Annotated in this window: 14 protein-coding genes; 10 read left to right on the forward strand and 4 right to left on the reverse strand. The window is 72.2% G+C overall.

What is annotated here, in order from left to right:
- From CCL05_RS00505 to CCL05_RS00530, 6 genes are all read left to right on the forward strand, one after another.
- Positions 1-892: GtrA family protein (locus CCL05_RS00505; protein ID WP_244204107.1), on the forward strand; the 892-nt coding region annotated here is incomplete at its 5' end.
- Positions 889-2,154 carry a glycosyltransferase family 39 protein gene (locus CCL05_RS00510; RefSeq protein WP_107400399.1) on the forward strand — a complete coding sequence of 422 codons (1,266 nt, stop codon included), beginning with the start codon at positions 889-891 and terminating at the stop codon, positions 2,152-2,154. The genes CCL05_RS00505 and CCL05_RS00510, both read left to right, overlap by 4 nt.
- A 126-nt stretch (positions 2,155-2,280) precedes the next feature.
- Entirely contained in the window at positions 2,281-3,954 is a 1,674-nt protein-coding gene (locus CCL05_RS00515; RefSeq protein WP_086558452.1) for a purine-cytosine permease family protein, read from the forward strand.
- Between the two features lie 222 nt (positions 3,955-4,176).
- On the forward strand, positions 4,177-4,635 hold the full coding sequence (locus CCL05_RS00520) for a hypothetical protein (protein ID WP_086558453.1): 459 nt from the start codon (positions 4,177-4,179) through the stop codon (positions 4,633-4,635).
- 137 nt (positions 4,636-4,772) lie between these two features.
- Positions 4,773-5,258 (forward strand): cation:proton antiporter regulatory subunit, encoded by a 486-nt coding sequence (locus tag CCL05_RS00525; protein WP_086558454.1) that lies wholly within the window; start codon positions 4,773-4,775, stop codon positions 5,256-5,258.
- Positions 5,259-5,264: 6 nt separating this feature from the next.
- A complete protein-coding gene (locus CCL05_RS00530; protein ID WP_086558455.1) occupies positions 5,265-6,518 on the forward strand; it encodes a cation:proton antiporter in 1,254 nt (417 codons plus the stop codon).
- A gap of 73 nt (positions 6,519-6,591) precedes the next feature.
- Here CCL05_RS00530 and CCL05_RS00535 read toward each other — a convergent pair whose 3' ends face one another.
- Together CCL05_RS00535 and CCL05_RS00540 are read right to left on the reverse strand one after the other, a co-directional pair.
- Positions 6,592-7,173, reverse strand: a complete 582-nt coding sequence (locus tag CCL05_RS00535; RefSeq protein WP_167409484.1) for an Rv1733c family protein — start codon at positions 7,171-7,173, stop codon at positions 6,592-6,594.
- A gap of 73 nt (positions 7,174-7,246) precedes the next feature.
- The gene (locus CCL05_RS00540) at positions 7,247-8,347 is read right to left on the reverse strand and encodes a winged helix DNA-binding domain-containing protein (protein ID WP_086558457.1); all 1,101 of its coding nucleotides are present in this window, start codon (positions 8,345-8,347) and stop codon (positions 7,247-7,249) included.
- A gap of 328 nt (positions 8,348-8,675) precedes the next feature.
- Here CCL05_RS00540 and CCL05_RS00545 point away from each other — a divergent pair, with 328 nt between their 5' ends.
- Together CCL05_RS00545 and CCL05_RS00550 are read left to right on the forward strand one after the other, a co-directional pair.
- Positions 8,676-9,905, forward strand: a complete 1,230-nt coding sequence (locus tag CCL05_RS00545) for an acyl-CoA dehydrogenase family protein (protein WP_086558458.1) — start codon at positions 8,676-8,678, stop codon at positions 9,903-9,905.
- 51 nt (positions 9,906-9,956) lie between these two features.
- Complete coding sequence (locus CCL05_RS00550) at positions 9,957-10,856, forward strand: TauD/TfdA dioxygenase family protein (RefSeq protein ID WP_086558459.1); 900 nt, start codon at positions 9,957-9,959, stop codon at positions 10,854-10,856.
- A 47-nt stretch (positions 10,857-10,903) separates the two neighbouring features.
- On the opposite strand, the gene CCL05_RS00555 is transcribed toward CCL05_RS00550, so the two are convergent.
- Together CCL05_RS00555 and CCL05_RS00560 are read right to left on the reverse strand one after the other, a co-directional pair.
- Positions 10,904-12,484 (reverse strand): MDR family MFS transporter, encoded by a 1,581-nt coding sequence (locus CCL05_RS00555; RefSeq protein ID WP_208641286.1) that lies wholly within the window; start codon positions 12,482-12,484, stop codon positions 10,904-10,906.
- A gap of 111 nt (positions 12,485-12,595) precedes the next feature.
- Positions 12,596-13,294, reverse strand: coding sequence for a TetR/AcrR family transcriptional regulator (locus CCL05_RS00560; RefSeq protein WP_086558461.1), 699 nt, complete (start codon positions 13,292-13,294; stop codon positions 12,596-12,598).
- A 137-nt stretch (positions 13,295-13,431) separates the two neighbouring features.
- On the opposite strand from CCL05_RS00560, the gene CCL05_RS00565 reads away from it, so the two are divergent.
- Both CCL05_RS00565 and CCL05_RS00570 read left to right on the forward strand, forming a co-directional pair.
- Entirely contained in the window at positions 13,432-13,845 is a 414-nt protein-coding gene (locus CCL05_RS00565) for an SRPBCC family protein (RefSeq protein ID WP_086558462.1), read from the forward strand.
- Positions 13,846-13,859: 14 nt separating this feature from the next.
- Entirely contained in the window at positions 13,860-14,168 is a 309-nt protein-coding gene (locus CCL05_RS00570) for a hypothetical protein (protein WP_086558463.1), read from the forward strand.
- The last annotated feature ends 75 nt before the right edge of the window (positions 14,169-14,243 follow it).

Genomic DNA, 14,243 nt, shown 5'->3' on the forward strand with positions numbered 1-14,243 from the left:
GCTGCTGCCGCTGGTCGCACCGCTGATCTCCGGCCACTCGGACATCGCCATCGGCACCCGGCTGGCGCGCGGGTCGCGGGTGGTGCGCGGACCGAAGCGGGAGATCATCTCCCGCTGCTACAACGGTCTGCTGCGCTCCACGCTCGCCGTGCGTTTCTCCGACGCGCAGTGCGGGTTCAAGGCGGTGCGGCGGGACGTCGCCGAGCGGCTGCTGCCGCTGGTGGAGGACCGCGAGTGGTTCTTCGACACCGAGTTGCTGGTCATCGCCGAGCGCGCGGGGCTGCGGATCCACGAGGTGCCCGTGGACTGGGTGGACGACCCGGACAGCCGGGTGCACCTCCTGTCCACGGCCCTGGCCGATCTGCGCGGCATGGCCCGGCTCGGGCGGGCCCTGGCGGGCGGCCGGCTGCCGCTGTCCGCGCTGCGCCGCAGCGGCGGCGATCTCGCCGGAGAGCTGCCGGCGGGCCTGGCCCGGCAGGTGGTGCGCTTCGCCGCCGTCGGAGTCGCCAGCACCCTGTGCTACCTGCTGCTCTACACCGCGTTCCGGCCGGCGGCGGGAGCGCAGGCCGCCAACGCGCTGGCCCTGCTGGCCAGCGCGGTCGCCAACACCGCCGCCAACCGGCGGCTCACCTTCGGGGTGCGGGGCCGCGGCGGCGCGCTGCGCCACCACCTCAAGGGCCTCGCGACCTTCCTGGTCGGGCTGGCGCTCACCAGTGGCGCGCTGGCCGCCCTCCACCACGCCGCCCCCGGGGCCGGCCACCGGGTCGAACTCCTGACACTCGTCGCCGCCAACCTGGCCGCGACACTGCTGCGCTTCCTCCTCTTCCGGGCCTGGGTGTTCCCCGCCCGCCACGACGCCCGCCCCACTCGCCGTACAACGGGATCCTCATGAGCACCGTCGAGCTGCGCCGGCCGCCGTCCGGACTCGACGAGGCCCCCGAAGTCCCGCGCGGCTCCCGGGAGTTCCGCCGACGGCTGCGCGGGGCCGCCGTGCGCCACGGACCCGTGCTGCTGACGTACGGGGTGCTGAAGCTGGCCGGATTCGCCGTCTTCCTGTACCTGCTGGACTCCGCGGGCGACTTCCGGAAGAAGCACCCGCGATTCGGCGGCGGCGAGCATGCCTGGGACGTCCTGGCCAGCTGGGACGGCTGGTGGTACCAGCAGATCGCCCAGCACGGGTACGACCCCGCCCTGAAACCGGTGCCGGGCGCGACGGGCCTGATCACCCTGGAGGGCAACTCGGCGGCGTTCTTCCCGCTGTACCCGGCGCTGATGCGGCTGGTCTCGGAGTGCACCGGACTCGGCCTGTACGGCGCCGGCATGACGGTCTCCGTCGTCGCCTCGTTCGTCGCCGCCCTCGGCATCCACGCCGTGACGCGACGGCTGGGCGGTCACCGGGCGGGGCTGGTCGCGGCCGGGCTGTGGGCCGTCTGGCCCGGTTCGGGCACGGAGTGGTCGGGCTACTCGGAGTCCCTCTACACGGCCCTCGCCGCCTGGGCCTGTCATGCCGTCATGTCCCGCCGCTGGCTCACCGCCGGGCTGCTGACCTGCGCGGCCGGGCTCTGCAGGCCCACCGCCGCCGCGCTGGTCGCCGCCCTCGCGGTCGCCGCTCTACTGTCCCTGCGCCGGCGTGAGGACGGCGTCGTGCGTCCGCTGGGCGCGGTGGCGATCGCGCCGCTGGGCCTCTTCGGCTACCTGGCGTGGGTCAACTACCGCCTGGGTGACGTCAACGGCTACTCCAAGCTCCAGGACGGCGCCTGGGCCCACAAATTCGACTGGGGAGTCCATTCGTTCCACGTGCTGACGTCCGTTCCCGTCGGGCACTTCGGCTATCTCTTCGCGATGCCCTTCGAGGACGTCATCGGTGTCTGCGTGGTGCTGACGGTGCCGGTGCTGACCGTGCTGCTGCTGCGGCTGAGACCGCCCGCCGTGCTCGTCGTCTACACGGTGCTCTCGTACCTGATGGTGATGGCCACCCAGCAGTACTTCGGCAACGTCTCGCGCTATCTGCTCCCGCTCTTCCCGCTGTTCGCTCCGCTCGCCCTGGCCATGCGCCGGCTCAGATGGCCGTCCCTGGCCGCGGTGCTCGGCACGGCCGCGCTGGCCTCCGGGTCGTACGCGGGGTACGTACTGTTCGAACTCGGGGTGCCGTAGAACGGACTTCGGCCCTCGCGCGATGCCTCCGAAACATTCCCTTCACGCAGGAAGTATTTAGGGGTAACGACCGCTGCCTACCGTGCCTGCCTTGTCAGTCCCCAACCCGCAGCAAGGAGGCGTGGCATGAGTACCGAGCCACGACTGGCCGAGGTCACCGAGCCGGAACCGGCGCAGAAGGCAGCACCGGGCGCCGACCAGGCCGTCAAGGAGACCCTCGAGGACTACACGCTCCGCTTCGCGCCGCGCAGTTACCGGCGCTGGACCCCGATGGTGGTGGCGACGACCGCGCTCGGCGGCATCGCCTACATGGCCGACTTCTCCATCGGCGCCGGTATCGGTCTGGCCCACGGGACGGGCAACGCGCTGCTGGCGATCGCCGTCGCCGCCGTCGTCATCTTCGTGACCGGTTTCCCGCTGGCCTACTACGGGGCCCGCTACAACATCGACCTGGACCTGATCACGCGCGGCTCGGGCTTCGGCTACTTCGGCTCGGTCCTCACCAGCGTCATCTTCGCCAGCTTCACCTTCATCTTCTTCGCCCTCGAAGGCTCGATCATGGCCCAGGGCCTGAAGCTGGGCCTCGGACTGCCGCTGTGGCTGGGCTACTTGGTGTCCACGCTCATGGTGATCCCGCTGGTCGTCTACGGCATGACGGCGCTGAGCAAGCTCCAGGTGTGGACCACCCCGGTCTGGCTGCTGCTGATGGTCGGCCCGCTGGTCTACCTGGTCGCCACCGACCCGGGGACCGTCGACCGCTTCCTCGCCTACGCGGGTACCGACGGGGACGGCGGCGTCAACACCGCCTCCGTGCTGCTGGGCGCGGGCGTGTGTCTGTCGCTGATCGCGCAGATCGGCGAGCAGATCGACTACCTGCGTTTCATGCCGCCCAAGACCGAGGCGAACAAGCGCGGTTGGTGGACGGCCGTGGTGATGGCCGGCCCGGGCTGGGTGGTGCTGGGCGCGCTGAAGCAGGCGATCGGCGTGTTCCTCGCGGTCTACATCATCGCCGAGGTCGGCCCCACCGCGGCGCCGGAGCCGATCCAGCAGTTCAAGCACGCCTTCGACGCGATGATGCCGTCCTGGCTCGTCCTGCCGCTGGCCGTGGCCCTGGTCGTGATCAGCCAGATCAAGATCAACGTCACGAACGCGTACTCCGGCTCCCTCGCCTGGACCAACTCCTTCACCCGCCTCACGCGGCGCTACCCGGGCCGGCTGGTCTTCGTCCTGGTCAACCTGGGCTTCGCGCTCGCCCTGATGGAGGCCGACATGTTCAGCTTCCTCAACAGCATCCTGGGCTTCTACTCGAACTGCGCGATCGCCTGGGTGGTCACCGTGGCCACCGACATCGGCATCAACAAGTACGTGCTGAAGCTGTCCCCGCACGCCCCCGAGTTCCGCCGCGGCATGCTCTACGCCGTCAACCCGGTCGGGGTCGTCGCCTTCGTCGCCGCCTCCGCGCTGTCCATCGCCATGTACTTCCACGCGCTGGGCGACACGCTCCAGCCGTACTCCCCCGTCGCCGCCGCCGTGATCGCGTTCGTCCTCACCCCGCTGATGGCCGTGGTCACCAAGGGCAGGTACTACCTGCGCCGCACCGACGACGGCATCGCCGAGCCGCTGCTCGACGAGGACGGCAACCCCAGCGCCGTCACCTACGAGTGCCATGTGTGCCGGCAGCAGTTCGAGCGGCCGGACGTGGCCGCCTGCCGGACGCACGACGCCGTGGTCTGCTCGCTCTGCCTGAGCACCGACAAGGTCGGCGACCACGTCCTGCCGGAGGCACCCGCCGTCGTCTGACTCCCGAGGGGGCGGAGGTCGCGAGGCCCTCCGCCCCGGCGGCCCGCGTCACCGGCACGCCGGGACCCCGGTCGACGACGGCCTCACCCCGCACGGCGGTACCAAGTCGGTCTCGGGCTCCCTTCGCCGACCCCCGTGAAGGGGCGCTCTCGCGCACCGGACGGCATACTGATCTTGCGTTGCGCAGCTGTGGGCCGATGGTCGGAGAGGAGATGACGGGACGTGACCAGCGAAGGACCGGGCGGCGGAAGGGGAACGCCCGGCGAGCCGGACGGCACTCCCCCGATCCCGGACGACGTGTGGCTGAGGTTCCTCACGGACAGCGAGCACGCCATACGCGCCTCCGCGCCCCGGGAGCCTTCCGCGCGGGAGCGGGCGGCGGGACGGCGGCTCCAACCCCCGTACGCCGTCGGTGACCTGTGGCAGCCGGAGGACCTGTGGATCCGCGTGTCCTGGGGCGATCTGGACCGCCGTGCCAAGGTCCGGCGCGTGGGACGGATCGCCGCCACCGCCGCGGCGGTGGCTCTGGCGCTGGGAGCCTGGGCCCAGTTGTCCGCCGGCGCGGGCACGGACACCCGGCCGGGGACGGGTACCGTGCGGCAGGTGGAAGGGGCGACCGCGAGGCTGCCCACGGCCACTCCCTTCCCGTCGGGATCCCCCGTCCCGGCACCCTCCAGGTAGCGCACGCGGGACGGCTACGGTCCCGCACGGCCGACCAGCCCAGGATGAGCTCACAGGCCTGATCCGGGCGTTCGTCCGGGCGCGGCCCGCGCAGGCGAGTCATCAGGAACGCGCACGCCGACGAAAGGGGGACGGACATGAGCGCGCCCCGCCTCAGCAGTACGCCGTTGCCGGGCATAGGTGTCCGTTACGACCTGACGACCGGGGACAGCCGCCGGCTGTCCGTGGTAGCCCATCGCGACGGCCACCGGACCATCAGCGCCTATCGCGAGGACGACCCGGACGCCTGCGACCTGTCGGTGCGTCTGACGGCGGAGGAGGCCGCGATGGTCATCGACGCGCTGATGCCCGCGCACCACACGCCGAACCTGCTGTCCACCACCGACCTGGGGCTCGTCGCCGAGCGGATCGAACTGTCCGGCACCTCGCACTGGAACGGCCGGCTGCTGGGCGAGTCCCGGATCCGCACCGACACCGGCGCGTCCGTCGTGGCGGTGCTGCGCCGGGCCGAGGCGATCCCCTCCCCCGCGCCGGACTTCCGGCTCGCCGGCGGTGACACGCTGATCGTCATCGGGACCCGCGAGGGCGTGGAGGCCGCCGCCGCGATACTCGGGCGGGAGTGACCCGCCATGCACTCCTCCGCGGTCTTCCTGATCGAGTTCGGCTGCCTCATCCTGGGGCTCGGGCTGCTCGGCCGCCTCGCCGGGCGCTTCGGCTTCTCGCCGATCCCTCTCTATCTGCTGGCCGGGCTGGCCTTCGGCGAGGGCGGACTGCTGCCGCTCGTCGCCAGCGAGGACTTCGTCGCCATCGGAGCCGAGATCGGTGTCATCCTGCTGCTGCTCATGCTGGGCCTGGAGTACACGGCCGCCGACCTCGTCTCCAACCTCAGGACCCACTACCCGGCCGGGATCGTCGACGCCGCCCTCAACGCCCTGCCCGGTGCGGTGCTCGCCCTGCTGCTCGGCTGGGGACCGGTGGCGGCCGTCGTACTGGCCGGGGTCACCTGGGTTTCCTCCTCCGGCGTCATCGCCAGGGTCCTGGGCGAGCTGGGGCGGCTCGGCAACCGCGAGACCCCGGCCATCCTGAGCATCCTGGTCCTGGAGGACCTCTCCATGGCGGTCTACCTGCCGATCGTCACCGCCCTGCTGGCCGGGGTCGGCCTGGCCGCGGGCGCCGTCACGCCGGCCATCGCCCTGGGCGTGGCCACGCTCGTGCTCGTCCTCGCCGTGCGCTACGGCCGCCATGTCTCCCGCTTCGTCTCCAGCGACGACCCCGAGAAACTGCTGCTGGTGGTGCTCGGCGTGACCCTGGTGGTCGCCGGGCTCGCGCAGCGACTCCAGGTGTCCGCGGCGGTGGGCGCCTTCCTGGTGGGCATCGCCCTGTCCGGTGAGGTCGCCGAGGGCGCGTCGAGCCTGCTCGCGCCGCTGCGGGACCTGTTCGCCGCGGTGTTCTTCGTCTTCTTCGGCCTGCACACCGACCCCGCCGGCATCCCGCCCGTGCTGGTGCCGGCCCTCGCCCTGGCGGCCGTCACCACCGCGACGAAGATCGCCACCGGCTACTGGGCCGCGCGCCGCGCCGGGATCGGGCCCAAGGGCCGCTGGCGCGCCGGCGGCACGCTCGTCGCCCGCGGAGAGTTCTCCATCGTCATCGCCGGGCTCGCCGTCACGTCCGGCATCGAGCCCGCCCTCGGCCCGCTGGCCACGGCGTACGTCCTCATCCTGGTCCTGCTCGGCCCCCTCACCGCGCGCTGCACCGAACCCGTGGCGACCGGCCTGACCGGCCGGCTGCGCCGGAGGAGGACCACGTCCGGCGCACTGTCGGCACCTGCTCCGCCGGGCGCCCACGAGACCATCGACGACCAGGACATCGTCGGGCGCACGTGACCGACCCGGCCGGGACAGTCCCGCTCAGGCCCCCTGCGGGGCGACGGGGTACGGCGGTGTTCCCGTGCCTGGGTCAGCCCGTCTTCCAGCCGCGGCGTGTGTCGATCCGTTCCCATTCCGCGGCCCACTGGGCCATACGCCGCCGGTCCAGGGACAGCCGGGTCAGCCAGGCGGCGCCCAGGACCATCCCGCCCGCGAGGACTCCTGCCAGACCGCCGCCCACGGCCGTGTGGAGCCACGCCTCGCCGCCGGACACCGGTGGGATCGTGATGTCACCGCTCCTGTTCACCCACAGGGGGATCGTGCTCCCGGCGGGAGTCCTGGGCGGCACCCGCGCCTGCTCCGTGTGCGTCGAGCCGTCCGGCGCGGTCCACCGCACCTTGGCCCACACCCGGTGGTCGCTCGCCGCGCGGGCCGGTGACGGGCCCGGCGCGTCCTCGACGGCGACCGCGGAGACCTGACGGCTCTCCGCCCGCTGGTGTTCGACGGCCCGCTCGACCGCGCCCGCCGCCATCAGCCCCACGCACACTCCCGCGAGCAGGGCCAACACCCAGCCGACGAGCACGACCCAGGCTTCGACGACGTCGATACGCCGTTTGAGCGCGTTGCGCCGCCACCGCCACCACCGCACGGTCACACGCTCTGAGGTTTCCATCGGCCGACACCCCCTCGTGAGCACCGGCAGCACCCTTCCAGTGTGCGCCTGAATGCTCCTGTCGGCGTATCGCTCAGCCGGAGGACGCGGCGATCCGTGCCCGGTCGCTCTCGCCACCGGAGAGGAAGGACGCCACTGCCCGCCCTTCCTCGGCGACGGACTCGCGCTCGGCCCGGGAGAAGCGGCGCAGCGGGGTGACCAGGACGGTGTCCGCCTCGGCCCTCCAGGTCGCGGCGACCCGGCCGTCGACCAGGACGACGCGGGCGCCGTCGACCGACAGGCCGCGGTGGGCGTCGTCGATGATCCGGCCGCGGTCGTGGTAGCCGAGGATCGCGTTGTCGAACGCCGGCAGGAACCGCACCGGCGCGGGGGTGCCGGGGTCGGGGCGCGGCGCGTCGGGGAGGTCCAGCAGTTCCCGGCCGCGCTCGTCGCGGAAGGCGACCAGTTCCTCGCGCAGGGCGGAGACCGCGGCCGGCAGTCCCGCCAGTCCGCACCAGGCGCGCAGATCGGCCGACGCGGCGGGTCCGAACGCGGCCAGGTATCGCCGTACCAGTGTCTGTCCCACGGGATCGGAGTCGTCCGGGACCGGTGGGTCGATCTCGCGCCCCAGCCAGGAGGAGACCAGGGCGTAGCGCACTCCCGCCGTCGTGCGCCACAGGCCGCGCGGTGGCAGCTGCACCATCGGGAGCAGGCCGGCGACCAGCATCTCGCCCAGTGGCCGGAGCCCCGTTGCCGGCCAGCGGCCTGCGACGGCTCGCGCGAGGTCGCCCAGGGAGCGGGGTTCGCCGTCGGCCATGACCTGCCGCCCCGCCGCCGCGAGTTCGCCGAGGTCCACGCCCTCCAGTTCGCGGCGGTACGTGCCGAGTACCCGCTGGCGCAGCATCGCGTCGTGGCGGGCCCGCCAGGCCACGAGGTCGTCGGCGGTGACGAGGTGGACGGTGCGGCGCATGAGATGGGTCCGCACGACGCGCCGCCCGGTCAGCAGGTCCGACAGCACCGCCGGGTCGAACGCCCGCAGCCGGGACCAGAGCCCGATGAACGGTTCCTGCGGTTCCTGCGCCTGGAGACCGCCCAGGTGCGCGACGGCGTCGAGGACCGGCAGGTCGGCGCGGTCGAGGAGCAACTGCCGCGCGAGGGTGGCGCGGTTGAGCGCCCGGGCGTCGAGAACGGTCAACGGAGCACCTCGGCCTTCGAGTCGTGTGCCGACCCGTGGTTCGAGAGGCCCGGGCGGCTTGCCCGGCCACCGTCGCAGGCGATGCGGTCAGGCTGTGACCGCATCCGCCCTCAGCCACGCGGCCCGGCCCCCGTTGACCGCCGTGGTGAGCGGCTCAGCGGCGTTACGTGTGGCGGGGCAGGCGCGGTTGGCCGGATATCGCCGCGCTCCGCGCCCCTACCTTCCCTACCTTCCCTATAGAATTACTAGGAAAGTATTGACGGCCCCCTGCGGCGCTGCACAGGATGATGTTGCGTGCCTCAGACATCGACTTGAGGAGACCTCTGCCATGGGCGTTGCCCCTGCTCCGTCGGACTCCGACGCGGAGTCGGACCGGACCGGGCCCGGGAGTGCTCACTGGCTGCGCGTGGCCCGCGAGACCGCGGACGACCTGGCCACGGACGCGGTGGCCAGGGACCAGGCGGGCAAGGCCCCGTTCGACGAGGTGTCGCGGCTGCGCGAGTCGGGACTGCTGACACTCCTCGTACCGGCCGGGCTCAACGGAGGCGGCGCGGACTGGCCGACGGCGTACGCGGTGGTCCGGGAGATCGCCGCGGCCGACGGTGCGATAGGCCAACTGCTCGGCTGTCACTACTTCATGTCGTGGAGCGCCGGGTTCTTCGCCGAGCCCGCTCTCGCCGCCCGGCTGGAGCAGCGGTCCGCGGCTCAGGAATGGTGTTGGGGTGGTGGTCTGGCGCGTCAGGAACCGGCTCTGACGCTGGTCAGGGACGGGCAGGGGTATGTGCTGACCGGCCGGCAGAGCTTTGCCGCCGGCGTCCTGGTCGCCGACCGCCTCGCCGTGCGGGCGGTGCGGGCCGACACCGGCGAACCACTCGCCGTCGTGGTCGATCCCGCTCTGCCGGGCGTGGTGATCGACGGCGACGCCGACCCCTTCGGGCAACGGCTCGCGGCCGGCGGAAGCGTGGAGTTCGACGCCGTGCCGATCGCCGGCGACGACGTCCTGGGCTCGCTGGCCGCGGACGAGGACGTGCTGTCGCCCCCGACCGCTCTGGTGTCGCCGGTCGGGCGGCTCCTCTCGGTGCAACTGCGGCTCGGCATGGCGGAGGGAGTGCTCGCGGAGGCCCGCGAGTACAGCAGGACCGGCCGGTCCCTCTGGCACCCGGACTGGCCGGTCGGCTCACCTCAGGACCCGCAGGTGCTGACCGTGTACGGGGAGCTCACCGTGCTCACCCGCTCCGCGTCCGCCCTCGCCGACCAGGCGCGGGACGTCGTGCACGGCGGGCTGGCCCGTGGTGAGGACCTCGGCTACGACGAGTACGCGGAGATCTCCGTCCTCGTCGCCATGGCCGAAGCGGCCGCGTCCAGGGCCGTGCAGGAGTCCACCGCCCGTGCCCTCGACATCATCGGTGCCCGTTCCGCGTCCTCACGGCTGGGCTTCGACCGCTTCTGGCGCAATGCCCGGACCCACACGCTGTACGAACCCGTGGCCCACCGGCTCCGCGATGTCGGGGACTACTTCCTCAACGGTGCGCACCCTCCGTTCGTGCTCCCCGTCTGAAAGGCGTGCCCCCGCCTGAAGGCGTGCCTCCCGTCTGAAAGGACTGCGCACATGACCACCAGCACCGGCTTCGACGTCCGCCGGATCGGAGGCCGTATCGGCGCCGAGATCCTCGGCGTGGATCTCTCCGGCGACCTCGACCCCGCCCTCGTCTCCGAGATCAACTCCGCGCTCCTGGAGCACAAGGCGCTCCTCTTCCGCGATCAGCATCTCGACGACGCGGGCCAGCTCCGCTTCGCCTCCCTCTTCGGCGAGCTCACCACCGCCCACCCCACCGTGCCCTCCGTCGAAGGACAGCCCCAGGTCCTGCCCGTCGACGCCGACGAGGGCATCCGCTCCAACGTGTGGCACACGGACGTCACGTTCGTCCGTACGCCCCCGAAGGCGTCCACGCTGCGCGGCATCGTCGTCCCGCCCTACGGCGGCAACACCCTCATCGCCAACTCGGCCGCGGCGTACCGGGATCTGCCCGAGCCGCTGCGCGAGCTGGCGGACCGGCTGTGGGCCGTGCACACCAATGACTACGACTACGCGGCCCCGAAGAGCGAAAAGGCGGCCGAGTACCGCAAGCGGTTCGTCTCCCGCCCGTACCGCACCGTCCACCCGGTCGTCCGGGTCCACCCCGAGACCGGGGAGCGGGGCCTGTTCATCGGCGGCTTCGCCCAGAGCATCGTCGGTCTCGGCACGTCCGACTCCCGTGACCTGCTGCGCATCTTCCAGTCGTACGTCACCCGCCCGGAGAACATCGTGCGGGTGGCCTGGACGCCGGGCGACGTCGTCCTGTTCGACAACCGCATCACCCAGCACTACGCCCCCGACGACTACGGCGACCTGCCGCGCCTGCTGCACCGGGTGACCGTCGCGGGCGACGTCCCCGCCGGCGTCGACGGCACCCTCAGCCACGTCCTCGAAGGTGACGACGCCTCCCACTACACCCCTACCGTGGCCTGAGCCGCCGGCCGGGGACATGTCTCCCTGCCGGCGGCTCCGGCGCTCCGTCAGGCGTCGGCGTCGACGCGCGGGAGCGGGCCGCCCGCGGTGGTCCTGCCGGCGTTCGCCGACTCCTCGGAGAGCCGCTCCATGCCGCTGGTGTTCTTCAGCGGCTTCTCCCTGATGAACAGCACGGCGATCAGCGCGAGCGCCGCGAAGGGCGTGGCGACGAGGAAGAGTTCGGCGGTGGCGACCCCGTAGGCGTGCTCCACGATCTCCCGCATCGGCTCCGGCAGGGCGGTCATGTCGGGCACTCCCCCGTGCCCGGCCTGGCCTCCGCCCTCGACGGCACCGCCCGCGTCCTTCAGGCTCCTGGTCATCTCGGAGGCGACGCGGTGGGCCAGGATCGCGCCGAGCACGCTGGTGCCGATGGTGCCGCCCATGCTGCGGAAGAAGGACAACACCGAGGTCGCCGCGCCCAGTTCGGCCGCCGGTACGTCGTTCTGCGCGGCCAGCACCAGGTTCTGCATCAGCATGCCGACACCGATGCCCATGACCGCCATGTAGACGCTGAGGAGACCGAAGGGGGTGTCCCTCCCGATGGTGGACAGCAGTCCGAGACCGACGGTCATGGTGACGGCGCCCCCGACGAGGTACACCTTCCACCGGCCGGTCGCGCTGATGACCTGCCCCGCGACGGTGGAGGAGACCAGCAGGCCCAGGATCATGGGCAGGCTCATCAGACCCGCCATCGTGGGGGACTTGCCGAGCGATACCTGGAAGTACTGCGACAGGAAGACCGTGCCGCCGAACATGGCCACGCCGACGAAGAGGCTGGCGAGGGTGGTCAGCGCCACCGTCCGGTTGCGGAAGATGCCGAGCGGAATGACCGGCTCGGCGACCTTCGCCTCGACGGCGACCGCGAGGGCCAGCAGCACCACTCCCCCGCCGGTCAGAGCGGCGGTCTGCCACGACGCCCAGTCGAACTCGTTCCCGGCGAGCGTGACCCAGATCAGCAGCGCGCAGACACCCGCGACGATCAGGGAGGCGCCCAGGTAGTCGATCTTCGCCTCGCGGCGGACGGTGGGCAGGTGCAGCGTGCGCTGGAGCAGGGCGATGGCGAGCAGGGCGAAGGGCACGCCGATGAAGAAGCACCAGCGCCAGCCGAGCCACGAGGTGTCCACCAGGACGCCCCCGATCAGCGGACCGGCCACGGTGCCCACGGCGAAGACGGCGCCGAAGATGCCCGCGTACTTGCCCAGCCTGCGGGGCGGGATGATCGCCGCCATCACGACCTGCGCGAGCGCCGTGAGACCGCCGGCGCCGATGCCCTGGGCCACCCGGCTGAAGATGAGCAGCCCCACGTCGTGGGAGAAGCCCGCCAGCAGCGAGCCCACGACGAACAGGCCGAGGGAGAGCTGGAGCAGCAGTTTCTTGTTGTAGAGGTCGGACAGCTTGCCCCACAGCGGCACGGTCGCCGTCATGGCCAGCAGTTCGGCGGTGACGACCCAGGTGTAGGAGGACTGGCTGGCCCCGAGGTCGGCGATGATCCGGGGCAGCGCGTTGGACACCACGGTGCCGGCCAGGATGGCGACGAACATGCCCGCCATCAGTCCCGACATGGCCTGGAGTATCTGCCGGTTGGACATGGCGGACGGTGACGCCTCCACGGGCGCCGCTGAAGAATTCACATCATCTCTTTCACGCGGTCTTGGACAAGGACCGGGACGGGCCCGGGTCCCGGAGCGATGAACGGCTGCCTACCGGTCCGCGGGACCGGCCGGTCCCGCCGGAGCCGGAAGCCCCGCCGCCAGGTGGTCGAACGTCTCCCGGAAGACGTCCGCGAAGGCGAGTTCGTCCTGCCGGACGCACCAGTGCTCGACGGCGACCCGGACGGCCGCGATGCCGACGGCGGCCAGCAGACGGGGGTGGAGACCCAGCGCCCGCCTCCTGCGTTCGTCGTCCGGCGAACCGAGCCCGGCCCGGTCCCCGGCGAAGAGCGGCGAACCGGCACCCATGCGCTCGGCGAGCGTCTCGGCCAGGGCGAGTTCGTCGGCCATGTGGGCGCCGAGACTGCGTGCGAGCAGGTGCGGTGAGTGCCGTAGCACCTCGGCGTGCAGGCGCCACAGTTCCTGCTGCTGCTCGATCTCCGCCAGCTCGATGGCCACGGCGTCGCGCAGCGCCTCCAGCGGGGACAGTTCAGCGGGCGCCGCCAGTACGGCCTGCCGGACCCTCGCACTGGCGTCCGCACCGATCATGACGAAGACGTCGTCCCGGGCGTCGAAGTAGTTGAAGAACGTCCGCGCGGACACCCCGGCTGCCTCGCTGATCGCGTCGACGGTGACGTGCTCCGCGCCGTGCTCCGCGGCGAGCCGCACCGCGGCCGCCACCAGGGCGGCGCGGGTCGCCCGCTTCTTGCGCTCACGCAGCCCGACGCCCGCCGGGTTCCCCTCCGTCATGATTGCATGGTACGCAAAGATGCAGAGTCTGCAAAAAGTGCCCTCGGTGCCGACGGCGGACGGAGCCCGGATGGTTATGGCCGGGCAGGCCGGGAACGCGGTGCGCTGAACCAACCCGAAGCGAGGCCGGTGCCGCGATGACCGAGTACGAACGTTCACGCACGATGCCCGCACAGCCCGAGCAGGTCTTCGACCAGGCCGCGAACATCGGCCAGTTGGACAGCTGGCTGCCGGCGGCCCTGCACGTCGAGGCCGAGGAGCTGCCCGCCGTCACCGTGCACGAGGACCGCACGGACGAGGACACCTCCGCCCTGCTGCGTGCCCAGCGCGACCAGATGCGGCTCGAATGGGGCACCCGCGACCAGGGCAGCTACACGGGCTGGCTCCAGGTCGCCGGGATCGACGGCGGGGCCAGTGAGGTGACGGTGCACCTGTCGTTCTTCGACGGCAGCCACGACCCCGGCGAGACGACGGTCCGCGACGCCCTGGACAGCAGCCTTCGGCGCCTGGAGGAACAGGTGCGGCTGCGCGTCGACCACGCGGCCGGCTGATCCGGGGCCGCACCATGGCACGCGTCAAGCAGTACGCCGTCGCGGCGTCCGGGCAGTGGACCGACGAGGAGGAGGGCCGGCGCCGCCTGCCGTCCGGGGAGGTGCACGCCTGGGAGCCGGGGCTGAACCAGACCGTCTGCGGACTGTCCCTCAGCCGCTCCCGGCTGGCCCGCTTCCCTCATGTCACCTGGCTGGACACCTTCCCGGAGTCCGGCGGTGCGGCGGACCGGGTACGGCGCCAGTGCCCGCGCTGCGCCTCGGTCGCCGGGCGGCGTGGCCAGGACGCACGCCCCCGGTGGCAGCGCACCAACCCGAGGCCGTGACCGCCGTACAGGCACAGACGTGAACCTGCCGAAGGAGCGGGGCGGCGTTTCCCGCCGGGGCCGACGGGCACTCGC

It is taken from the genome of Streptomyces africanus (genome assembly GCF_002150735.1).
Lineage (GTDB): Bacteria > Actinomycetota > Actinomycetes > Streptomycetales > Streptomycetaceae > Streptomyces > Streptomyces africanus.

Bases quoted from the DNA above. Each gene is read 5' to 3' on its own strand.
- CCL05_RS00565 (WP_086558462.1), top strand. From the start codon at position 13,432: ATGACCGAGTACGAACGTTCACGCACGATGCCCGCACAGCCCGAGCAG.
- CCL05_RS00560 (WP_086558461.1), bottom strand. From the start codon at position 13,294: ATGACGGAGGGGAACCCGGCGGGCGTCGGGCTGCGTGAGCGCAAGAAG.
- CCL05_RS00515 (WP_086558452.1), top strand. From the start codon at position 2,281: ATGAGTACCGAGCCACGACTGGCCGAGGTCACCGAGCCGGAACCGGCG.
- CCL05_RS00570 (WP_086558463.1), top strand. From the start codon at position 13,860: ATGGCACGCGTCAAGCAGTACGCCGTCGCGGCGTCCGGGCAGTGGACC.
- CCL05_RS00555 (WP_208641286.1), bottom strand. From the start codon at position 12,484: ATGTCCAACCGGCAGATACTCCAGGCCATGTCGGGACTGATGGCGGGC.
- CCL05_RS00545 (WP_086558458.1), top strand. From the start codon at position 8,676: ATGGGCGTTGCCCCTGCTCCGTCGGACTCCGACGCGGAGTCGGACCGG.
- CCL05_RS00530 (WP_086558455.1), top strand. From the start codon at position 5,265: ATGCACTCCTCCGCGGTCTTCCTGATCGAGTTCGGCTGCCTCATCCTG.
- CCL05_RS00550 (WP_086558459.1), top strand. From the start codon at position 9,957: ATGACCACCAGCACCGGCTTCGACGTCCGCCGGATCGGAGGCCGTATC.
- CCL05_RS00525 (WP_086558454.1), top strand. From the start codon at position 4,773: ATGAGCGCGCCCCGCCTCAGCAGTACGCCGTTGCCGGGCATAGGTGTC.
- CCL05_RS00510 (WP_107400399.1), top strand. From the start codon at position 889: ATGAGCACCGTCGAGCTGCGCCGGCCGCCGTCCGGACTCGACGAGGCC.
- CCL05_RS00535 (WP_167409484.1), bottom strand. From the start codon at position 7,173: ATGGAAACCTCAGAGCGTGTGACCGTGCGGTGGTGGCGGTGGCGGCGC.